The sequence below is a fragment of the Nitrosomonas limosa genome, from assembly GCF_054188085.1.
This window is the reverse complement of record NZ_CM135180.1, coordinates 1,620,456-1,643,085: the sequence shown is the minus strand read 5'-3', so window position 1 is coordinate 1,643,085 and position 22,630 is coordinate 1,620,456. Positions and strand designations below refer to the sequence as shown.

General features: G+C 41.7%; 22 protein-coding genes and 1 tRNA gene. All 23 read left to right on the top strand.

From position 1 onward, the window contains the following. The first annotated feature begins 68 nt into the window (after nt 1–68). Complete coding sequence (gene pstC, locus ACV7NC_RS07535) at nt 69–980, top strand: phosphate ABC transporter permease subunit PstC (RefSeq protein WP_458154872.1); 912 nt, start codon at nt 69–71, stop codon at nt 978–980. Nucleotides 981–1,059: 79 nt separating this feature from the next. Beyond that, nucleotides 1,060–1,986 (top strand): phosphate ABC transporter permease PstA, encoded by a 927-nt coding sequence (gene pstA, locus ACV7NC_RS07530; RefSeq protein ID WP_458151912.1) that lies wholly within the window; start codon nt 1,060–1,062, stop codon nt 1,984–1,986. A 7-nt stretch (nt 1,987–1,993) separates the two neighbouring features. Further along, nucleotides 1,994–2,788, top strand: coding sequence for a phosphate ABC transporter ATP-binding protein PstB (pstB, locus tag ACV7NC_RS07525; protein WP_458151911.1), 795 nt, complete (start codon nt 1,994–1,996; stop codon nt 2,786–2,788). Nucleotides 2,789–2,937: 149 nt separating this feature from the next. Next, the gene (tpiA, locus tag ACV7NC_RS07520; RefSeq protein WP_458151910.1) at nt 2,938–3,693 is read left to right on the top strand and encodes a triose-phosphate isomerase; all 756 of its coding nucleotides are present in this window, start codon (nt 2,938–2,940) and stop codon (nt 3,691–3,693) included. Nucleotides 3,694–3,711: 18 nt separating this feature from the next. Continuing rightward, nucleotides 3,712–4,086 carry a preprotein translocase subunit SecG gene (secG, locus tag ACV7NC_RS07515; RefSeq protein WP_458151909.1) on the top strand — a complete coding sequence of 125 codons (375 nt, stop codon included), beginning with the start codon at nt 3,712–3,714 and terminating at the stop codon, nt 4,084–4,086. Nucleotides 4,087–4,143: 57 nt separating this feature from the next. Continuing rightward, nucleotides 4,144–4,225: transfer RNA gene (locus tag ACV7NC_RS07510), tRNA-Leu, on the top strand. Between the two features lie 54 nt (nt 4,226–4,279). Further along, nucleotides 4,280–4,636: an NADH-quinone oxidoreductase subunit A gene (locus ACV7NC_RS07505; protein ID WP_458151908.1), complete on the top strand. Its 357-nt coding sequence runs from the start codon at nt 4,280–4,282 to the stop codon at nt 4,634–4,636. A gap of 4 nt (nt 4,637–4,640) precedes the next feature. Then, the gene (locus ACV7NC_RS07500; RefSeq protein ID WP_458151907.1) at nt 4,641–5,117 is read left to right on the top strand and encodes a NuoB/complex I 20 kDa subunit family protein; all 477 of its coding nucleotides are present in this window, start codon (nt 4,641–4,643) and stop codon (nt 5,115–5,117) included. Between the two features lie 6 nt (nt 5,118–5,123). Further along, nucleotides 5,124–5,744: an NADH-quinone oxidoreductase subunit C gene (locus tag ACV7NC_RS07495; RefSeq protein WP_458151906.1), complete on the top strand. Its 621-nt coding sequence runs from the start codon at nt 5,124–5,126 to the stop codon at nt 5,742–5,744. A 48-nt stretch (nt 5,745–5,792) separates the two neighbouring features. Next, nucleotides 5,793–7,046: an NADH-quinone oxidoreductase subunit D gene (locus ACV7NC_RS07490; protein WP_458151905.1), complete on the top strand. Its 1,254-nt coding sequence runs from the start codon at nt 5,793–5,795 to the stop codon at nt 7,044–7,046. A 2-nt stretch (nt 7,047–7,048) separates the two neighbouring features. Next, nucleotides 7,049–7,525 carry an NADH-quinone oxidoreductase subunit NuoE gene (gene nuoE / locus ACV7NC_RS07485; RefSeq protein WP_458151904.1) on the top strand — a complete coding sequence of 159 codons (477 nt, stop codon included), beginning with the start codon at nt 7,049–7,051 and terminating at the stop codon, nt 7,523–7,525. Beyond that, nucleotides 7,522–8,799 carry an NADH-quinone oxidoreductase subunit NuoF gene (gene nuoF, locus ACV7NC_RS07480; RefSeq protein ID WP_458151903.1) on the top strand — a complete coding sequence of 426 codons (1,278 nt, stop codon included), beginning with the start codon at nt 7,522–7,524 and terminating at the stop codon, nt 8,797–8,799. The genes nuoE and nuoF overlap by 4 nt, the downstream gene beginning before the upstream one ends. A gap of 67 nt (nt 8,800–8,866) precedes the next feature. Next, a complete protein-coding gene (gene nuoG / locus ACV7NC_RS07475) occupies nt 8,867–11,275 on the top strand; it encodes an NADH-quinone oxidoreductase subunit NuoG (protein WP_458151902.1) in 2,409 nt (802 codons plus the stop codon). Between the two features lie 22 nt (nt 11,276–11,297). Continuing rightward, entirely contained in the window at nt 11,298–12,395 is a 1,098-nt protein-coding gene (gene nuoH, locus ACV7NC_RS07470) for an NADH-quinone oxidoreductase subunit NuoH (protein ID WP_458151901.1), read from the top strand. A 15-nt stretch (nt 12,396–12,410) separates the two neighbouring features. Next, complete coding sequence (nuoI, locus tag ACV7NC_RS07465) at nt 12,411–12,899, top strand: NADH-quinone oxidoreductase subunit NuoI (protein WP_458151900.1); 489 nt, start codon at nt 12,411–12,413, stop codon at nt 12,897–12,899. A gap of 19 nt (nt 12,900–12,918) precedes the next feature. Beyond that, on the top strand, nt 12,919–13,524 hold the full coding sequence (locus ACV7NC_RS07460) for an NADH-quinone oxidoreductase subunit J (protein WP_458151899.1): 606 nt from the start codon (nt 12,919–12,921) through the stop codon (nt 13,522–13,524). Between the two features lie 43 nt (nt 13,525–13,567). Then, the gene (gene nuoK, locus ACV7NC_RS07455; protein WP_013966893.1) at nt 13,568–13,873 is read left to right on the top strand and encodes an NADH-quinone oxidoreductase subunit NuoK; all 306 of its coding nucleotides are present in this window, start codon (nt 13,568–13,570) and stop codon (nt 13,871–13,873) included. 51 nt (nt 13,874–13,924) lie between these two features. Beyond that, on the top strand, nt 13,925–15,865 hold the full coding sequence (nuoL, locus tag ACV7NC_RS07450; RefSeq protein ID WP_458151898.1) for an NADH-quinone oxidoreductase subunit L: 1,941 nt from the start codon (nt 13,925–13,927) through the stop codon (nt 15,863–15,865). A gap of 96 nt (nt 15,866–15,961) precedes the next feature. After that, nucleotides 15,962–17,446, top strand: coding sequence for an NADH-quinone oxidoreductase subunit M (locus tag ACV7NC_RS07445; RefSeq protein ID WP_458151897.1), 1,485 nt, complete (start codon nt 15,962–15,964; stop codon nt 17,444–17,446). Between the two features lie 42 nt (nt 17,447–17,488). Continuing rightward, entirely contained in the window at nt 17,489–18,934 is a 1,446-nt protein-coding gene (gene nuoN, locus ACV7NC_RS07440; protein ID WP_458151896.1) for an NADH-quinone oxidoreductase subunit NuoN, read from the top strand. A 228-nt stretch (nt 18,935–19,162) separates the two neighbouring features. Then, the gene (gene htpG / locus ACV7NC_RS07435; protein ID WP_458151895.1) at nt 19,163–21,073 is read left to right on the top strand and encodes a molecular chaperone HtpG; all 1,911 of its coding nucleotides are present in this window, start codon (nt 19,163–19,165) and stop codon (nt 21,071–21,073) included. A gap of 152 nt (nt 21,074–21,225) precedes the next feature. Beyond that, nucleotides 21,226–21,732: a methylated-DNA--[protein]-cysteine S-methyltransferase gene (locus ACV7NC_RS07430; protein ID WP_458151894.1), complete on the top strand. Its 507-nt coding sequence runs from the start codon at nt 21,226–21,228 to the stop codon at nt 21,730–21,732. Further along, complete coding sequence (gene xerD, locus ACV7NC_RS07425; protein WP_458151893.1) at nt 21,719–22,630, top strand: site-specific tyrosine recombinase XerD; 912 nt, start codon at nt 21,719–21,721, stop codon at nt 22,628–22,630. The genes ACV7NC_RS07430 and xerD overlap by 14 nt, the downstream gene beginning before the upstream one ends.

Here is a 22,630-nt window from a genome sequence, read left to right as displayed (position 1 = left end):
TCTCTCTTACTATAATGCTGCATTTATAGAAGGGCTCCACTGTGGCAGATAAGTCACAAGATAAAAAAATTATTCTGAACGCGGGTAAACTTGGTTATAGCTTTCGCCGAAGAATTCATGAAAGATTTATAGAATCTTTTCTTTTCTTATCAGCAGTTTTGTCGATTGTGATAATGCTTGCAATCATCGTAATGCTGTTGAAAGAATCCATCGTCTTTTTTCAACATGTCTCGGTTTGGGATTTTCTGACCGATACACAATGGACACCACTTTTTGCAGATGCTCACTATGGGATCTTGCCATTGGTGTCAGGCACGGTAGTTAGCTCATTAATCGCTTTATCGGTTGCGCTTCCGATGGGGACAATCATTGCGATCTATTTGTCAGAATTTGCACCTTTTACTGTACGCGAAATGGCCAAGCCATTTCTTGAACTGCTTGGTGGAATACCGACGGTCGTGTATGGATACTTCGCATTATTATTTGTTACGCCTTTATTACAAAAGATTTTCCCGGAGTTACCAGGGTTCAATTTGTTGTCCGCCGGATTGGTTATGGGTATTATGATTATTCCCTATGTCAGCTCGATGACCGAAGATGCTATGAGAGCAGTGCCGATGAATCTGCGCGAGGGTTCCTATGCAATGGGAGGAACCAGATTCCAGACTGCAATTCGAGTGGTGATGCCTGCCGCATTTTCTGGAATTGCGGCAGCCTATATCTTAGGCATTTCACGCGCGGTAGGAGAAACTATGGTGGTGGCAATTGCTGCGGGTATGCAACCCAATTTAACATGGAATCCTATGGAGCCAGCGGCTACTATCACGGCATATATCGTGCAAGTGAGCTTGGGCGATTTACCGCATGGCAGTATCGGCTATCAAACCATATTTGCTGCAGGCTTAACACTGTTGATGATCACACTGGTGTTCAATATTATTGGCCACGTATTGCGCAAAAAATTTCGCGAGATATATTGATTTTAGAAGTCGGAAGAATAAAAACAAACAGCGAGCTAAGAAATACTGTTTGCAAAAAAATCATGGATAAGAAGTCACAATGAAAAGTGTTAATAATCTTGAAGAGATCAGAAGAATTATTAGTCTCCACAAGCGCTGGGATCTAATTTTTTTGGTTACAGGAATTATTGCATTGATGATTGCTGTTTTGACTTTTATGGCATTATTTCTGCACATGCTGATTGAAGGGTTGCCGCGTTTGTCACTGGATTTTTTTACATCTTTTCCTTCGCGCAGACCGGAATCTGCGGGGATTCTGTCTGCCTGGGTCGGAACTACTCTGGTGATGTTAGTTACCGCTGTCGCAGCTGTGCCGCTAGGAATAGGCTCTGGAGTTTATCTCGAAGAATACGCCCCCAAGAACTTACTGACAGAGATTATTGAGATTAATGTAACCAATTTAGCAGGCGTTCCATCTATTATCTATGGATTACTCGCACTGGGCTTATTTGTTTATCAGCTTGGTTTTGGTCAAAGCATATTAGCGGCAGGATTGGCATTAGCGCTTTTAATTTTACCGGTTGTTATCGTTGCGACGCGCGAAGCGATAAGATCAATTCCTGTATCTATCAGAGAAGGTGCATACGCGCTTGGTGCTACTAAATGGCAGACGGTCGCGGATCATTTGCTGCCGTATTCGTCAGCGGGAATTCTGACAGGTATTATCATCGGGTTGGCAAGAGCGATTGGTGAAACTGCGCCTATCATAACGATAGGTGCTTTAACCTTTATCGCTTTTTTACCGCCATCACCAATTAAAAATGATTTTCCATACCTGTCTTTTGAGTGGTTGACAGCACCTTTTACTGTCATGCCGATTCAAATGTTTAACTGGGTGTCTCGCCCTGAAGAGGCGTTTCAATTGAATGCGGCCGCTGCCGGACTGATCCTGGTCGCAATGACGCTTGCAATGAATGGATTGGCTATCTATTTGCGTTATCGGATGCGCAAAAATATTAAGTGGTAAAACAAATATGCAGAATGATTTAGACAAATCTATAGAGACAGTAAAATATAAATCTGAAGTTAAAGATCTCAGTTTTTTCTATGGCAGTTTTAATGCGCTTAAAAAGATTGATATGGTGTTGCACGACAAAAAAATTACAGCACTTATCGGACCATCCGGGTGTGGCAAATCGACATTTTTGCGCTGTTTTAACCGCATGCATGATTTGTATCCAGGTAATCGCTACCATGGTCAAATCATTATCTATCCCGATAATGTGAATATATTGGCACAAAATGTGGATCCAATCGAGGTCCGCATGAGAATCAGCATGGTTTTTCAAAAACCGAATCCATTTCCAAAATCAATCTATGAGAATGTAGCCTATGGTTTACGTGTTCGAGGTATCAAGCAACGCGCAATTCTTGATGAGAAAGTCGAAATTGCTTTACGTAATTCAGCTTTATGGGATGAAGTAAAAGATCGGTTGCATGATCTCGCGTTCAATCTCTCGGGAGGGCAACAGCAGCGTTTATGCATAGCACGGGCATTAGCGACCGATCCTGAGATCCTATTATTTGATGAACCAACTTCGGCTCTTGATCCGATTGCGACAGCAAGCATCGAAGAATTAATTACTGATTTAAAAAATAAGGTAACTATTCTCATTGTCACCCATAATATGCAACAAGCCGCGCGAGTTTCTGATTACACAGCTTATATGTATTTGGGGGAATTAATAGAATTTAATGTGACCGATACAATATTTATCAAACCGAAAAATAAGCAAACTGAGGATTATATTACTGGAAGATTCGGATAAACTCTGATCACAATGATTTCTTCAATATTTAAAAGCAATGGAATTTAAGATTTCACCGATAAGCAATTTGACATTTAAAGTCGTCATTAGATTGACTTGGGGGATAATCAACTGTACGATCCCCGATTTTAGTATCGGGGTGGCAGTAAATGCGTAGGAAGTTAGTTGCTGGAAATTGGAAGATGCATGGAAGTCTGGAGACCAATAAACAGTTACTTGATGAAGTTATAAAAGGACTGCAAGAGGTTCGCAATGGTGATTTTGCAGTGTGCGTTCCATTTCTCTACCTTCCTTCAGTAAAAAGTATATTACAAAATACCAATATCGCTTGGGGGGCTCAGAATGTTAGCCAATTTGAAAAAGGGGCTTATACCGGTGAAATTTCGGCTTCAATGCTCAATGATTTTGACTGTCGTTATGTAATCGTGGGGCACTCCGAAAGAAGAGCATTGTTTGGAGAAACGAGTCCGATAGTTGCAGAAAAATATGCGGCAGCTCAGAAGGCTGGTTTGATACCGATATTGTGTGTCGGGGAGACACTAGAACAACGCGACACAGGCATAACGGAAAAAATCATCGAAGAGCAGTTAGCAGCTGTTTTGGACCAAGCAGGTGTTGAATCGCTGCGGAAAGCAGTAATTGCTTATGAACCGGTATGGGCTATCGGGACAGGAAAAACAGCGACGCCACAGCAGGCGCAAGATATTCATGTATTTATCAGATCGGTTATTTCTAAGCAGAATTCAGATACCGCTAAAGAGTTGATAATTCTATATGGCGGTAGCGTCAAGGCTAATAATGCAGTTGAATTATTTGCAATGCCTGATATTGATGGGGGGTTGATAGGTGGGGCTTCCTTGATCGCAAGTGATTTTGTGGCGATTTGCCAAGCTATACAGAATTAAATTTTTTGGAGTGAAAACTTGGAGATTTTGGTTTGGGCAGCGCATGTATTGCTAGCTGTCGCATTAGTAATTTTGGTATTATTGCAGCATGGCAAAGGCGCGGATATGGGAGCGGCATTTGGTAGCGGTTCTGCAGGTAGCTTGTTTGGTCCTAGCGGTTCAGCAACTTTTTTAAGCCGAGCGACAAGTTTTGTGGCAGCCATGTTTTTTGTTACAAGTATGAGTTTGACTTATTTCTCGGCAAATCGGGTTGAAAGCGGAAGTGTGATGAGTATCATGGAAGAATCGGATGAAGCAATGAGTTCAAATATCAATGAAAAAGCCGCAGCTGAAGGCAAGCAGACAGATTTAGAAAGTGACGATAACTCGAAAGCAAGTAAGATACCCGACTAATAAAAATACTATTTTTCTTGATAGCTTAATTATCGCAGAGCGCTAAGTTTTTCTGCCGCCGACGTGGTGGAATTGGTAGACACGCCGTCTTGAGGGGGCGGTGGCGAAAGCTGTGCGAGTTCGACTCTCGCCGTCGGCACATCGATAATTTGCCTATCGTTTGTTTAAAATATGAGAATCCACAATAACTAAAATGCTAGAAAATTATTTTCCAATTTTATTATTTCTAATAGTTGGCTTCTTGGTTGGCGTGGTGCCGATGCTATGTGGCTGGTTACTAGCGCCTAATAGGCCTGATAGCGAAAAATTATCCCCATATGAGTGTGGTTTTGAAGCTTTCGAAGATGCTCGAATGAAGTTTGATGTGCGTTACTATTTAGTAGCTATCCTATTTATTCTATTTGATTTGGAGATTGCGTTTTTATTTCCATGGGCGATAGTTATTGATGAAATCGGTATGTTTGGTTTCATGGCAATGATGATTTTCTTGAGCATTCTGGTAGTGGGGTTTATTTACGAGTGGATGAAGGGTGCGCTAGAGTGGGATTGAAGTTATGAGCATAGAAGGAACTCTTGAAAAAGGTTTTGTGACAACGAGCCTTGACTCAATAATCAACTGGGGTCGCACGGGATCAATGTGGCCAATGACATTTGGATTAGCTTGCTGTGCCGTTGAGATGATGGAGACAGGAGCTTCGCGTTACGATCTTGATCGTTTCGGGATAGTGTTTCGTCCAAGTCCACGTCAATCAGATGTTATGATTGTGGCAGGCACATTATGCAATAAAATGGCTCCAGCATTGCGGAAAGTCTATGACCAGATGGCTGAGCCACGATGGGTGATCTCAATGGGGTCCTGTGCTAACGGCGGAGGATATTATCATTATTCTTACTCGGTAGTGCGCGGTTGCGATCGTGTTGTGCCCGTTGATATTTATGTGCCAGGGTGTCCACCAACAGCCGAGGCCTTATTGTACGGCATCATACAGCTACAAAATAAAATAAATCGAACTAACACGATTGCACGATAACTCTGTATGAATACTATACAAAATAATAATTTTGCGGAAGTTTTAACCACTATACTCGGCGAAAAGATCGTTGATTTACACGTACAATATGACGAAGTTACCATTGCGGTTGATGCAACAGAGGTTTTGACAGTTTGTAAAATTTTACGCGATGATGCAGCGCTTCGATTTGATACATTGATAGATTTGTGCGGGATAGATTATCTGACATACGGTGATGAATTATCAGAGAAACTAAGCCTCAAGAATAAACGATTCGCGGTAATTTATCATTTGCTCTCGGTTGAAAAAAATCTCAGGTTGCGGGTTAGAGTGCTTGCTGATAATAATGACTTTCCAGTAATTGATTCGGTTACTGACATTTGGGCGGTTGCCAATTGGTTTGAGAGGGAAGCATTTGATCTTTATGGTATTATTTTTGCTAACCATCCAGATTTACGTCGGATTCTGACGGATTATGGATTTATTGGAAATCCTTTCCGTAAAGACTTTCCAATAACTGGCTACGTTGAAATGCGTTATGATGAGCAACAAAAGCGAGTTATCTACCAACCGGTAACTATAGAGCCAAGAGAAATAACCCCACTTGTGAAGCGGGAAGAATTCTATGGTGATTGCGAAACATAAAATCATTTGATTAAAGTTTGTTGAAGAAGAGAATGTAGTAAGAAACTTATGGCAGAAATACGTAATTACACCATGAATTTTGGACCGCAACATCCGGCGGCGCACGGCGTTTTGCGACTGGTGTTGGAGCTGGATGGTGAAGTGGTTCGGCGGGCGGATCCACATATCGGTTTGTTGCATAGGGCAACTGAAAAATTAGCCGAAAATAAGACGTATCTGCAATCGGTGCCCTATATGGACAGGCTGGATTATGTATCGATGATGGTTAATGAACATGCATATGTCATGGCCATTGAGAAGCTATTGCAGATTGATGTGCCAATTAGAGCGCAGTACATACGGGTGATGTTTGATGAAATTACTCGAATACTTAATCATTTGCTTTGGATTGGTGCACATGCGCTTGATGTAGGTGCGATGACAATGTTTCTCTATGCTTTCCGTGAACGGGAAGATCTGATGGATTGTTATGAAGCGGTATCAGGTGCTCGAATGCATGCTGCGTACTATCGGCCTGGGGGTGTCTATCGGGATTTGCCGGATACGATGCCTAAGTATCAATCATCTAAAATTCATGATGAAAAGCAGACCCGATTGAGAAATGCAAATCGGGAAGGCTCGCTTCTCGATTTTATTGAAGATTTTACGAATCGTTTTCCAGCGTATGTCGATGAGTATGAGACATTATTGACTGATAACAGGATTTGGAAGCAACGGTTGGTTGATATCGGGATTGTTTCTCCTGAACGAGCCAAAGCATTAGGTTTTACGGGTCCCATGTTGCGTGGCTCCGGTGTTGAATGGGATCTAAGAAAGAAACAACCCTACGAAGTTTATGATCGTCTCGAATTCGATATTCCGGTAGGTGTGAATGGAGATTGCTATGATCGTTATTTGGTGCGTATGGAAGAACTCCGGCAATCAAACCGTATCATCAAACAATGTGTTGATTGGTTAAGGAAGAACCCAGGTCCAGTGATTACTGACAATCACAAAGTTGCACCGCCATCGCGTGTTGCGATGAAACAGAATATGGAGGAAATGATTCATCATTTCAAATTGTTTACCGAAGGGATTCATGTTCCTCCTGGAGAAGCTTATGTGGCTGTCGAGCATCCGAAGGGTGAGTTTGGGATTTATTTGGTATCCAATGGAGCCAATAAACCTTATCGGTTGAAGATTCGTGCGCCAGGGTTTGCACATTTAGCTGCGTTGGATGAAATGTCACGGGGACATATGATTTCAGATGTCGTCGCAATTATTGGCACTCAAGATATAGTATTTGGTGAAATAGATAGATAACGATGTTAAGCGCGGAATCACTAAAAAAAATAGATCGAGAGATCTCGAAGTATCCAGCAGATCAAAAACAATCAGCCGTTATGTCGGCTCTTGCGATTGCTCAAGATGAAAAAGGCTGGTTAGCAAATGAGACTATGAATTTTGTGGCGGAATATTTAGGTATGCCGGCCATCGCGGTCTACGAAGTGGCCTCATTTTATAATATGTATAACCTGCAGCCTGTAGGGCGACACAAAATAACGGTTTGCACTAATCTGCCTTGCGCACTTTCAGGTAGTAACGATACGGCAACATATTTAAAGAAAAAACTGGGGATTGAATTCAATCAAACCACGCCGGATGGAAAGTTTACTCTCAAGGAAGGCGAGTGTTTTGGCGCTTGTGGTGACGCGCCTGTTTTGTTGGTAAACAATAAGCGGATGTGTAGTTTCATGTCCAATGAGAAGATTGATCAATTGTTGGAGGAGCTGCGCAAATGAATCAGCATCCCCTGACATTGATGAATGGTGTTGATCGGACGGATCCAGACAATTGGCGCCTGAAGAGTTATGAAAAACGAGAAGGTTATGCAGCGCTCAGAAAAGTCTTGGCAAAAAAAATTGCCCCCGAAGAGATCATTGAAGAGGTTAAAAAGTCTGCGCTTCGCGGCAGAGGTGGAGCGGGATTCCCTACAGGATTGAAGTGGAGTTTCATGCCCAAAGGGTATGAAGGGGATAAATATATTGTTTGTAATTCTGATGAAGGTGAACCGGGTACTTTCAAGGATAGAGACATACTACGGTACAATCCCCATCTCTTGATAGAAGGAATGATAATAGCAGCTTATGCAATGGGGGCAAAAGCAGGTTATAACTATATTCATGGGGAAATCTGGGAAACCTATGAAAGAATGGAAGAAGCTATTGATGAAGCGCGAGCTGCCGGTTATTTGGGAAATAATATTTTAGGATCGACATTCAGTTTTCAATTATTCAATCATCATGGTTATGGTGCTTATATCTGTGGAGAAGAAACTGCACTATTAGAATCTATCGAAGGAAAAAAAGGCCAACCACGTTTTAAACCGCCATTTCCGGCCAATTATGGTTTATACGGAAAGCCAACTACGATCAATAACACTGAAACTTTTGCATCCGTACCATGGATTATTCGAAATACCGGTGAGAAATATCTTCAGCTTGGAAAACCAAATAACGGGGGCACTAAATTATTCTCAGTTTCAGGTCATGTTAACAAACCTGGAAATTATGAAATTCCACTGGGAACTCCATTTGCTGAATTATTGGAATTGGCTGGTGGAATGCGTGGGAACCGGAAGTTAAAGGCATGTATTCCAGGTGGATCCTCAATGCCGGTATTGCCCGGTGATGTGATGATGCAGACAGATATGGATTATGATTCGATTGCAAAGGCCGGTTCCATGTTAGGTTCCGGGGCAGTCATCATCATGGATGAGACGACTTGCATGGTAAGAGCGCTGGAACGTTTATCATATTTCTACTTCGAAGAATCGTGCGGACAATGTACACCTTGCCGTGAAGGAACAGGGTGGTTATATCGAATCGTGAATCGTATTGAGCATGGTAAAGGACGTCTGGAAGATTTGGAATTGCTTGATAACATTGCGGACAACATTCAAGGGCGGACAATTTGTGCTTTAGGCGATGCGGCTGCAATGCCAGTGCGTGCAATGATTCAACATTTTCGCGATGAATTTTTATACCATATAGATCATAAGAAATGCATGGTTTGATTATTTATGCATAATCAAATCATGACATTGAATCTATTATTCGTAATTAACCCAAGAATTTTAACCGATGGTCAATATCGAAATCGACGGTAAGCAAGTATCTGTTCCGAAAGGAAGCACCATTATGGACGGTGCCAAGCAGATTGGTGTATATATTCCTCATTTCTGTTATCACAAAAAATTATCGATAGCAGCCAACTGCCGTATGTGCCTTGTGCAAGTAGAAAAAGCACCAAAGCCCTTGCCGGCTTGTGCAACACCAGTTATGGATGGTATGAAGGTATTTACCCACTCTCCGCAAGCAGTAAATGCACAAAAAGGAGTGATGGAATTTCTTTTAATCAATCATCCACTCGATTGCCCTATTTGTGATCAAGGTGGAGAGTGTCAACTGCAAGATCTTGCGGTCGGTTATGGAGCAAGCGGTTCGCGCTATGCTGAAGCCAAGCGAGTTGTTGTTAATAAAAACCTTGGCCCTTTGATCTCGACGGATATGACGCGGTGCATACATTGCACTCGCTGTGTAAGGTTTGGTCAGGAGATTGCCGGAATTATGGAACTCGGAATGGCGGGGCGCGGAGAACATTCAGAGATACTTTCTTTTGTTGGAAAAACCGTAGATTCAGAGTTGTCAGGAAATGTTATTGATTTATGTCCGGTTGGTGCGTTGGTAAGCAAACCGTTTCGATATTCTGCGCGCACATGGGAGCTATCTCGACGTAAATCAATCAGTCCGCATTGTGGATTAGGTTCAAATCTAGTCGTTCAAGTTAAGCAGAATCGTGTGATGCGTGTGCTACCACGAGACAATGAAGCAATCAATGAGTGCTGGTTGTCGGATAAAGATCGCTTCTCTTATGAAGGTTTGAATTCAGAAGACAGATTAACACGCCCAATGATTAAGCGGGATGGACAATGGACTGAATGTGATTGGCAAGAAGCCCTGGAGTATACAGCTCAAGCATTGCAATCTGTTAAGCATAGGCATGGCGCGGAAAGTATCGCTGCGTTAGGATCGGCGCATAGTACGACAGAAGAGCTTTATTTGCTTCAGAAGTTATTACGAGCAATGGGAAGTGGAAACATTGATCACCGATTACGTCAATCAGATTTTCGCGTGGATAAAAAGCTGCAATGTGTTCCATGGCTAGGTACTAGCATTGCTGAAATATCAAATTTAAAATCTGCGCTGATTATTGGAAGTACGCTTCGTAAAGATCATCCTTTAATTGCTCAGCGTCTGCGTCAGGCGGTTAAGAACGGAATGGAAGTGAACATCGTAAATCCAATAGACGATGATTTGCTAACTAAAGTTAAGAATAAAGCTATCGTTGCCCCAGCTTCTATGGTCAAGGTGTTGGCTGAGATTCTGAAAGCCGCTGTTGAGATTAAAGGGAGTGAACAAGCGCAAGCGATTAAACAGTATATTGATGTGGCAAATGTATCAAGCTCCGCTGATGCATTTGCTATTGCTTCCAGCTTGATCGAAAATGCACCGGCTGCGATTTATTTGGGTAACTTATCGCAGCATCATCCCGATTATTCGTCCCTTCAAATACTTGCGGGTCTGATTGCCGAGATATCGGGCGCAAGTTTTGGAATATTGGGTGAAGCTGCCAATAGTGTCGGCGCCTATTTGGCTGGTGCGGTACCAGAGATTGGTTGTCTCTCATTGCCGATGCGTGCTGGGAATACGCACTCTGGTCTAAATGCTGCGCAGATGCTTGGTTACCAAAAAGGTTTTAGTGATAAATGTAGGGCCTATGTATTAATGAATATAGAGCCCGAATTTGATACTTTTGATTCTATGAAAGCGCTTGAAGCCATTCAAGCAGGCGATTTTGTTGTATCCTTGAGTGCCTATCAAGGCAATGCAAAAGAATATGCTGATGTGATCCTGCCTATAACGCCCTTTAGCGAAACATCAGGCACTTTCGTAAACACCGAGGGGAGAATACAGAGTTTTAATGGTGTTGTATCTCCGCTTGGAGATGCGCGGCCAGGTTGGAAAGTTCTGAGAGTATTAGCCAATTTGCTTAATTTAGAAGGCTTTGATTTCGAAACTTCCGAGCAAGTGCGGGAAGAGGTATTTCCTTTAGGTAACGAAGTTAAGTCCTACTTGAATAATAAGTCTAGTGCAATCGATGAGACACTGACAATCACTGAGACACAAGGGATACAACGTATCGGTGAAGTACCTATATATCAGGCTGATCCAATTGTGCGACGTGCCGAGTCACTTCAACTCACCCAAGACGCCGCGGATCCAAAGGCATGGATGACTGCAGCAATGCTAGAGAAAATTGGAGTTAAGGCAGGTGATCAAATAACAGTCAAGCAAGGTGACAAAACTTTGTCTATCGAAGTTGCTCACGATGAGAAACTGCCATTTAATTGCATTCGTCTAGCCGGGGCTCATCCAAAAACTTTTGGATTGGGTGCATTATTCGGTGAATTAGAGATAATAAAGAAATAATAGGCGTTGATGGAGTTGATTGATGGAAAACTTTGAGCAATTATTTTTGGATATATTTGGCGGAGAATGGGGGGCGATGCTGTTTTCTCTGACAACAAATCTGTTGTTCATTTTTGCTATTGTTGTTCCATTGCTCCTTGGCGTTGCATATCTAACTTTCGCTGAACGCAAAATAATCGCCTATATGCAGGTACGTGTTGGGCCAAATAGGGTAACTTTCTTTGGGATTCCGTGGTTGCGCGGATGGGGACAGCCAATCGCTGATGCAGTCAAAGCAATCATGAAGGAAATTATTATTCCTACCGGGGCTAATAAATTCTTGTTTATTCTTGCACCGGTATTAACGATTATGCCGGCGTTAGCGGCGTGGGCAGTTATTCCATTTTCGCCGGAATTGGTACTGGCTGATATCAATGCGGGATTGCTCTATATTCTGGCAATGACTTCAATGGGTATATACGGCATCATTATTGCAGGGTGGGCATCAAATTCAAAATATGCTTTTTTGGGTGCAATGCGTTCAGCTGCACAAGTAGTCTCATATGAGTTAGCTATGGGATTTGCATTAGTATGCGTCTTAATGATGGCTCAAAGCCTGAATTTGGGTGATATTGTTAATGGGCAACAAGGCGATAGTATGCTCAATTGGTATTTAATACCGTTGTTTCCCATGTTTTTAGTATATCTGATCTCGGGAGTGGCTGAGACAAATCGCGCGCCATTTGACGTAGCTGAAGGTGAATCGGAAATTGTAGCTGGATTTCATGTGGATTATTCCGGTATGGCATTTACCGTATTCTTTTTGGCGGAATATTCAAACATGATTCTTGTCGCAACTTTGACATCGATTATGTTTCTTGGAGGGTGGTTGCCGCCGCTTGATATAGCTCCATTTACCCTAATTCCAGGATTTATTTGGTTATTATTGAAAATTGCGTTTATTTTATTTTTCTTTCTCTGGTTTAGAGCAACATTTCCGCGTTATCGCTATGATCAAATTATGAGACTGGGTTGGAAGATATTTATTCCGATTACACTGGTATGGATTGTGCTCCTAGGATTCATAATGCAATTACCAGAATCAATGAGAAATTATTTTCCATTGAACATTTGGTTTTAATATAGAGATAGTACAATGAACCGTATTAAAAAATTCTTTAGTACCTTTTTATTATTCGAATTGATAAAAGGTATGGCAGTCACCGGGCGGTATCTTTTTAAGCCTAAGATTACAGTGCATTTTCCGGAAGAGAAAACACCGCAATCACCACGTTTTCGTGGTTTGCACGCGTTGCGTCGTTACCCAAATGGAGAGGAGCGATGTATAGCTTGTAAATTGTGTGAAGCTGTTTGTCCAGCGATGGCGATTACTATTGATTCGGAACAACGTGCGGATGGGACTAGACGAACAACACGCTATGATATTGATTTGAGTAAATGCATTTTTTGCGGTTTTTGTGAAGAATCTTGCCCGGTTGATTCGATTGTTGAGACTCGCATTTTGGAGTATCACGGCGAAAAAAGGGGCGATTTGATATATACGAAAGAAATGTTATTGGCTATTGGTGATCGATATGAGGAACAAATCGCAAAAGATCGCGAAGCAGATGCACGCTATCGTTAAATTCGGCTAATTACTTCAAATGAATTTTCAAGACTTTTTATTTTATTTTTTTTCAACTGTTCTTATAGTATCAGCGCTTGGAGTCATTACTGTAAGGAATCCAGTTAATTCAGCATTGCTGTTGGTTCTGGCATTCGTAACTTGTGCTGGCTTATGGCTATTGCTAGAAGCGGAGTTTCTCGCGATCGCATTGGTATTAGTATATGTTGGCGCAGTCATGGTACTGTTTCTGTTTGTAGTAATGATGTTGGATATCAATTTAGATAGACTGCGCGAAGGATTCTGGAAATGGTTTCCATTTGGTGCCATTGTCTCAGTGATCATGATTGCTGAGATGTCCGCAGTGTTTATGGGAAAACATTTTGGGTTGGAAGAAATGCCTAATCCTACTCCGCAAGATGCGGATTATAGTAACACTCGGGAATTGGGGCGCCTGCTTTATACCGAGTACGTTTATGCGTTCGAGTTAGCAGCGGTTCTTTTGCTTGTAGCAATGATCGCTGCCATAGCATTGACACTCCGACATCGGGAAGATAAAAAATCACCGAATCCATCGAAGCAAGTTAAGATTAGAAAAGAGGATCGGTTACGTATTGTAGCGATGCCTGCGGAAAAAAAGGAATGATTGCAACGCTGTTAGCATCACTAGAATTAAAAAGGAATTAATCTTGGTTTCGCTATCTCATTATTTGGTGCTTGGTGCAATTTTGTTTGCAATCGGCTTGGTTGGTATCTTTCTCAATCGGAAAAATGTGATTATTTTGTTGATGTCGATTGAATTGATGTTACTGGCTGTCAATATGAATTTCGTGGCATTTTCTCACTATCTACAAGATATATCAGGGCAAATTTTTGTATTTTTTATTTTAACCGTTGCTGCGGCGGAATCAGCGATAGGCTTAGCAATTTTGGTTGTGCTTTTTCGGAATATGCGCACTATTAATGTTGACGATCTCGATAAATTAAAAGGTTAGTTTGAATCTATAAATTAATTCTTTGAATAATAAAACTAATACTTACTTGTGATGCAAAAACTCTATTTATTGGTACCTCTAGCCCCTTTGTTAGGATCCATCATTGCTGGCTTATTTGGTCGGTATATCGGGCGAAATTGGAGCCATCGCGTTACGATTGCTTTAGTCTTTGTTTCTCTAATTTCATCAATTATTATTTTCTTGGATGTTCTGGAAGGTAATAGCTATAACGGCAGCGTATATACTTGGTTAATATCCGGGGATACCCATTTCGAAATTGGCTTCTTAATTGATCATCTTTCAGCGACCATGATGATCGTTGTAAGTCTGGTTTCTCTGATGGTTCATATTTATACCATTGGTTATATGCACGATGATCCCGGTTATCAACGCTTTTTCAGTTATATTTCGCTGTTTACCTTCTCCATGATGATGTTGGTAATGTCGAATAATTTCTTACAATTATTTTTTGGCTGGGAAGCAGTTGGTCTTGTATCGTATTTGCTAATCGGTTTTTGGTATACCCGTCCAACAGCTGTGTATGCCAATCTGAAAGCATTCCTGGTAAACCGGGTAGGTGATTTTGGTTTCCTCCTTGGGATAGCGCTGGTGTTAATGTATTTTGGTACCTTGGATTACACTGCAGTTTTTGCACAAGCACCGGAATTAATCGAGAAATCAGTTGAAATTATCCCCGGATTTCATTGGCTAGTAATAACACTGATTTGTATTCTATTATTTATTGGTGCAATGGGTAAATCAGCTCAATTTCCATTGCATGTATGGTTACCTGATTCGATGGAAGGGCCGACCCCGATTTCGGCACTAATCCACGCCGCAACTATGGTGACAGCAGGCATCTTCATGGTGGCAAGGATGTCGCCCTTGTTTGAATTATCGGAAATGGCTTTATCAACTATCTTGATCATTGGCGGCATTACAACGCTGTTTATGGCGCTTGTCGCGGTGGTCCAAACTGATATTAAGCGTGTGGTTGCATATTCAACTCTTTCACAATTGGGCTATATGACAGTAGCGCTTGGCGCATCAGCTTATTCCGCTGCGATTTTCCATTTAATGACGCATGCTTTTTTTAAAGCCGTACTATTTTTGGGTGCTGGTTCTGTCATCATTGCGATGCATCATGAGCAGAACATGCAAAAAATGGGCGGACTCAAAAAGTATATGCCCATCACCTACTGGACGATGTTCATAGCGGCATTGGCAAGTGCAGGTGTACCCGGCTTTTCAGGATTCTTCTCTAAAGACGCAATTATTGAAGCTGTACATTTTGCCAATATACCTGGTGTTGGTTTTGCTTATTTCTGTGTGCTAGCTACTGTTTTTGTAACAGCATTGTATACGTTCCGCCTCATATTTATGACCTTTCATGGGCAACCTAGAATGGACAAACATACGAAAGAACATTTACACGAATCGCCATGGGTTGTTACGTTACCGCTGATAGTATTGGCAATTCCAACGATCGCTGCAGGGTGGTTTATTGGCCCAATTGTTTTTGGAGATTATTTCACAGATGCAATTTATGTTTCTTCACAACATGATGCAATTGTGAGATTGGGAGCAGAGTTTACTGGAATTGCGGGTATGGTTTCACATGCTTTTTCAACAGCACCTTTCTGGTTATCAATAGCTGGAATCTTTACAGCTTGGTATTTATATAATTATAAAACTGATCTTCCTGAAAAGATTAAAGGGAGATGTACCCCGATTTTTACCTTGCTGGATCGAAAATACTATATTGACGAACTGTATTCATGGCTATTTGCAGGAGGAACTCGTTCTTTAGGAACAATTCTTTGGAAAATTGGTGATGTCAAAGTAATTGATGGTTTTTTTGTCAATGGAACAGCGAAAGTAGTGTCTTTAACAGCTACACTAGTTAGACGATATCAAACGGGTTATATCTATCATTATGCATTTACAATGATTGTAGGGATTTTTGTTATTTTGACATTTTGGCTTTATTAAGATTGCAATTTCATAATGTAATGTCAAGTCAGAAATCCATGATGGGATATCACCGAGCAAGAATCATAAGATTTTAATAAATAGAACGGAATAAGCATGTCGTTTGAATTCCCAATACTCAGTTTAATTATTTGGTTGCCAATTGTTTTTGGTATCGCTGTATTCGCTACCGGTAATGATCGAAATGCGCAGCTTGCTCGTTGGATTTCCCTGACTGGATCGACACTAGGTTTTCTGGTCGCGATACCGCTGTACAGCGGCTTTGACGTGACAACCGGTTCAATGCAATTCGTCGAGAAGCATGTTTGGTTTGAGCGATTTAATGTCTATTATCATGTTGGTGTTGACGGGATATCGATGCCATTGATTTTATTAAATTGTTTCATTACACCGATCGTCGTTATAGCAGGGTGGGAAGTAATTAAGCAACGCGTATCTCAATATATGGGGGCATTCCTCGTGATGTCCGGAATTGTAAATGGTGTGTTTTCATCACTGGATGCAATTCTGTTTTATGTTTTTTGGGAAGCATCGCTAATTCCTATGTTTTTAATCATCGGTATTTGGGGCGGACCCAATAGAGTTTATGCCGCGATCAAGTTTTTTCTGTATACGCTTCTAGGTTCCTTATTAATGCTGATTGCATTTATTTATTTGTATAGGACATCCGAGGGAAGTTTTTCCATCGAAGATTATCATCGACTTTCGATACCATTTACGCCGCAGATTTATTTATTCATTGCATTCTTGCTGGCATTCGCGGTTAAAGTGCCAATGTGGCCTGTGCATACCTGGCTTCCAGATGCTCACGTAGAGGCTCCTACGGGGGGATCGGTTGTTTTGGCAGCAATTTTGTTGAAATTGGGGGGGTATGGTTTTTTACGTTTTTCGTTGCCTATTGCCCCGGATGCTAGTCTGTATCTCGCTGATATGATGATCGTTTTGTCATTAATTGCGGTTGTTTATATTGGTTTAATTGCTCTGATGCAAGCTGACATGAAAAAACTGATTGCATATTCGTCAGTTGCACACATGGGATTCGTTACGCTAGGGTTCTTCTTATTCAATGCCTATGGCATAGAAGGTGCTATGGTGCAGATGATCTCGCATGGGTTTATATCTGGTGCGATGTTCCTTTGTGTGGGAGTGTTGTATGATCGCTTGCACTCGCGCCAAATTGCGGATTACGGTGGGGTTGTAAATAAGATGCCTGCTTTCGCAGCTTTCTTCATGTTATTCGCGATGGCAAATGCCGGACTTCCAGGAACAAGCGGATTTGTAGGTGAATTTATGGTTATCATGAGCGCTATCCAAATCAATTTCTGGTACGCATTTTTAGCAGCTACGACTTTGATTTTCGGAGCAGCTTATACATTATGGATGTATAAACGAGTGATATTTGGTGCAGTAGCTAATTCTGCTGTTGAAGGACTACAGGATATTTCCAAACGCGAATTTTTGATATTGGCAATTTTGGCTATTTTTGTACTGTGGTTCGGTGTTTATCCATTTCCGCTCGTTGAAGTGATGCATACAACGATTGATCATTTATTAATCCATGTCAGCACCAGCAAGCTGTAAATGTAATTCTGTAGGATATCTAGCAATAAGGATTTAGAGTTAATGAATTTTATACCACCTGACTTCGCACCGGCTTCTTCAGAGATCTTTATGCTCATTATGGTGTGTGTAGTAATGCTGGCTGATCTTACCGCCGGTAATAACCGGCGCCACGTAGCATATCTGCTGACGCAAATCACGTTGTTTGGGTGCGCGCTGCTTACCTTCATATCTTTCTCAACAGAAGTGATTCATACGTTTTCTGGCATGTTTGTTGATGATGCGATGGCGGATATACTCAAACTGATGGTGTATGGTACGGTATCTGCTGTATTAATCTATTCGCATACATACATTAGCGATAGAGGTATGCTGCGAGGGGAATTCTTTAGTCTGATACTTTTTGCAACACTAGGCATGATGGTTATGATTTCTGCAAGCCACTTCCTGACGCTCTATATTGGCTTGGAGTTATTGTCATTGTCCTTGTATGCATTGGTTGCGCTTCGGCGTGATTCACAGATCGCTACGGAAGCAGCAATGAAGTTTTTTGTATTGGGAGCTTTAGCATCCGGCTTTTTGCTATATGGCATGTCTATGGTATACGGTGCAACTGGTACTTTACATGTATCACAACTTACGCAAATCATTCAGAGTGAAGCTAGCAGCAAAGAAGTTCTAGTTGTGGGACTGGTCTTTATCGTTGCTGGAATTAGTTTTAAATTAAGTGCGGCACCATTTCATATGTGGGCTCCTGACGTCTATCAAGGTTCACCGACTGCAGTTACTTTGTTTATTGGATCTGCGCCGAAACTGGCAGCATTTGGTTTTGTAATGCGGCTGCTAATTGAAGGAATGGGAGAGATGGTAGCTGATTGGCAAGGTATGCTGGTGATATTGGCGGTTTTATCGATGGCGGTAGGAAATATCGCTGCGATAGCGCAAACGAATATTAAAAGGATGTTGGCTTATTCAACGATTTCGCACATGGGTTTTTTGTTATTGGGATTTATCAGTGCGGATTCGAATGGTTATAGTTCTGCACTTTTTTATGTAATCGCATATGTATTGATGACATTAGGTACATTTGCAATGATCATGATGCTATGCAGAAGTGGATTTGAAGCAGAGAATATCGATGATTTTAAAGGACTGAGTAAAAGAAATGCTTGGTATGCTTTTATAACACTTTTACTGATGCTTTCTTTAGCCGGTATTCCACCGATGATCGGTTTTTATGCGAAGTTTGCAGTATTGCAAGCTGTAGTGAATGCTGGGTTTGTATGGCTCGCTGTTGTAGCCGTTTTATTTTCGTTAATAGGCGCATTTTATTACTTACGTATTATTAAATTGATGTATTTTGACGAGCCTGAAACAGATGAACCGATCGTGTCAAATAGCGATGTGAAGATTCTATTAAGTGCAAATGGATTAGCTGTTCTGGCTTTTGGAATATTTCCCCAAGCATTGATGGGATTAAGTCTCTACGCCATTCAAAACTCAATGTGATCGAAATTTGGAAAGTTATGCTTTCCTAAATGTAACTACCCACTCATTTTCTATATTGCATCTTAGCATATAAAGCCGAGTTGTAATTATATAGAAGATTTCCTAATGCTATTGCTGATGTAATCTCAGATTTAGTGTTTTTGATAACCACCGCATTGATTACAAAAACTTGAAATTACTAATCTGACCCCCATATTTGCAAAAAAATATATTTCATGGAGGCTTATTGTGCAAGTTGAAACACCTAAAGAACAATTCAGTTTTCAGGCAGAAGCTAAACAGTTATTGAAGCTGATGATCCATTCCTTATATAGTAATAAGGAAATTTTTTTGCGAGAACTGATATCAAACGCATCCGATGCTGCTGATAAATTGCGATTTGAGGGATTAACTGATCCAGCACTTTATGAATCTGATTCAGATCTAAAAATCCGTGTAAGTTATGATAGTAACGAACATACGATTAACATTTCTGATAATGGAATTGGTATGTCTCGACAAGAAGTTATTGATCATATTGGTACCATCGCAAAATCTGGTACCCGGGAATTCTTCAATTCTTTAACGGGCGATCAAGTCAAGGATGCTCATTTAATCGGTCAATTTGGAGTCGGATTTTATTCCGCCTTCATTATCGCTGATAAAGTAACTTTAATTACCAGAAGAGCAGGATTGACTTCCGAGCATGGTGTGCGTTGGGAATCGAGCGGTGAAGGTGAATACACCATAGAAACTGTTGTGAAACCTCAACGTGGCACAGACATTACATTGCACCTGCGAAAAGAGGAGGATGAGTTTCTCAACGGGATGCGAATTCGTAACATCATCCGTAAATACTCCGATCATATTACCTTACCGATTGTAATGAAGAAGGAAGAATGGTCGCAGGAAGAGAAAAAGAACGTTGTTACTGATGAAGACGAAACTATCAATCAAGCCAATGCGTTGTGGGCAAGGCCGAAGAACGAAATTACTGCAGAACAGTATGACGAATTTTATAAACACGTCGCTCATGATTTTGAGCCACCTTTAGCTTATGTGCATGCACGTGTAGAAGGTAAACAGGAATACACACAGTTGCTCTACATCCCTGCGCGCGCGCCATTCGATTTATTCGATCGCGAACGCCGTCATGGTATCAAGCTCTATGTCCAAAGAGTATTTATTATGGATGACGTGGAAAAACTGCTGCCGAATTATTTGCGTTTTGTCCGTGGGGTGATTGACTCAAATAATTTACCACTGAATGTATCGCGTGAAATCCTGCAAGAATCCAAGGATATCGATTCAATCAGAGCCGGTGTTGTCAAGAAAGTGCTGGGATTGATTGAAGAGCTTTCGAAAAATGAGGATGAGCAAGGAAAAGACAAATATAAAACGTTTTATCGTGAATTTGGACAAGTACTCAAGGAAGGTATCGGTGAAGATTACGCAAATCGTGAACGAATTGCCAAATTGCTGCGTTTTGTCACAACCCATACTGAAATCGATGAGCCGGCAGTTTCATTGGGGACTTATGTTCAACGGATGAAAGAAGGGCAGGAAAAAATTTACTATGTGACTGCCGAAAGTCTGAAGGCAGCCAGAAACAGTCCACATCTGGAAGTTTTCCGTAAAAAAGGAATCGAAGTTTTACTGTTGTCTGATCGAGTGGATGAGTGGCTGGTCAGTAATTTGACGGAATTTGAAGGAAAACCGTTGCAATCGGTTGCAAAAGGTGGTTTGGATTTGGGCGCTTTGGAGGATGCAGCAGAAAAAGAGGAACAGGCTAAAGAAGCTGGTGCGTTCCAGGATCTGACAGATAAAATGAAAGAAACACTCAGTGAGCAAGTAAAAGATGTACGTATCACGTTTCGCCTAACGGAATCCCCTGCCTGTCTGGTCGCGGATACATACGATATGGGTGGTAATTTAGAGCGATTATTGAAATCAGCTGGTCAAAAAGTCCAGCATGCCAAACCGATTCTGGAAATTAACCCGCAACATCCAATGGTGCAGAAACTAAAAAACGAAGTGGACAATTTCCAAGATTGGTGCCATTTATTATTCGATCAAGCCTTGTTGGCAGAAGGAGGTCAGCTCGAAGATCCGGCTGCATTTGTTAAAAGGCTTAACGAGTTGCTACTGTCGAGATCGTGATACTCGATCTTTGATCGATAGTACTTTCAGTGAAGATCAGTAACTAGAGGATCAAGAGTCGGAGCTGAAACTTCTGTAGATTCTGGATGTCCATTTTTACGGATAAAGAGCGTTATTTTTTCTTTATTTTCGATAATTAATATAGGCAAAAAGTGACTAAGCAGAAGGAAGATCAGGGAGTAAACACTTCAACTAGAATTTATCAGGCAAAACTAGCTACTCCATTTGCTATTTTAGGCATCAGAACTGATGAAGACTGGTTAACCGACATTGATTATTTACCGCTCGATTCGTCAACATTGCCTCCACAAACCTTATTGGCTAAGGAAGTATGCAGGCAATTAACAGCCTATTTGACGGAACCTAACTACAAATTTGACTTAAGTTTGCATGTTAGCGGTACGGCTCATCAACAGCGTGTATGGAAAGCTATCATGGCTATTCCAAGTGGGCAAACAAGCAGTTATGCAGAAATTGCGTCACAACTTCATTCAGCGCCAAGAGCGGTAGGCCGGGCCTGCGGCGCTAATCGGATCCCGATAATTATACCTTGTCACCGGGTAATATCCAAAAATGGTGGATTAGGAGGTTTTATGAACGCAAGTGATGGAAACCCTCTTGAGATCAAGCGCTGGTTATTATGCCATGAGAGCACCTGAGACTAACGCCAGTTTGCTAGACGAGTTTTCCGATGCGTTATGGCTGGAAGACGGCTTGTCGCGAAATACGCTCGATAGCTACCGAAATGATTTGCAGCTTTTCGGTGAATGGCTAAAAAAGCGTAATCAAGGTAATGGCATACTTACGGACGCGACTCATGTCGATTTGCTTGAGTTTCTTGCATCAAGAGTGTCTGCAAAGATGAAAGCCAGCACAACCAGCCGTGAATTATCGAGTTTAAAACGTTTCTATCGTTTCTTGCTGCGTCAAGGAAAGATTTCAAGCGATCCCAGTTTAAACATTGAAACACCCAAACTTCAACGCCATTTACCTGACAGTCTTTCCGAAAAAGAAGTGGAGTTACTATTAAGCGCCCCGGATCTCGGATTGCCCTTGGGTTTGCGTGATCGTGCAATGCTCGAAGTATTGTATGCGAGCGGATTACGTGTATCGGAATTGATTAATCTCCGGTACTCGCAGGTTAGCATGGACATGGGCGTCTTACGGGTCATGGGTAAGGGGAGGAAGGAGCGACTGGCGCCATTAGGCGAAGAAGCGCTCGAATGGCTCAATCGCTACACAAAAGAAGCAAGGGCTACGTTGCTCAATGGCATTGTGACCGATACGATATTTGTGACTACTCGCGGTGCAGCAATGACCCGGCAAGCATTCTGGTATCTTATCAAGCGCTATGCGCAACAAGTCGGCATCACCAAGCAACTTTCCCCGCATACATTGCGTCATGCGTTTGCTACGCATCTGCTGAATCATGGAGCGGATTTGCGAGTTGTGCAGTTGTTGTTGGGGCATGCAGACATCTCAACGACGCAGATATACACACATATTGCGCGTGAGCGATTAAAGCAATTACACGCTAGTCACCACCCGCGTGGCTAA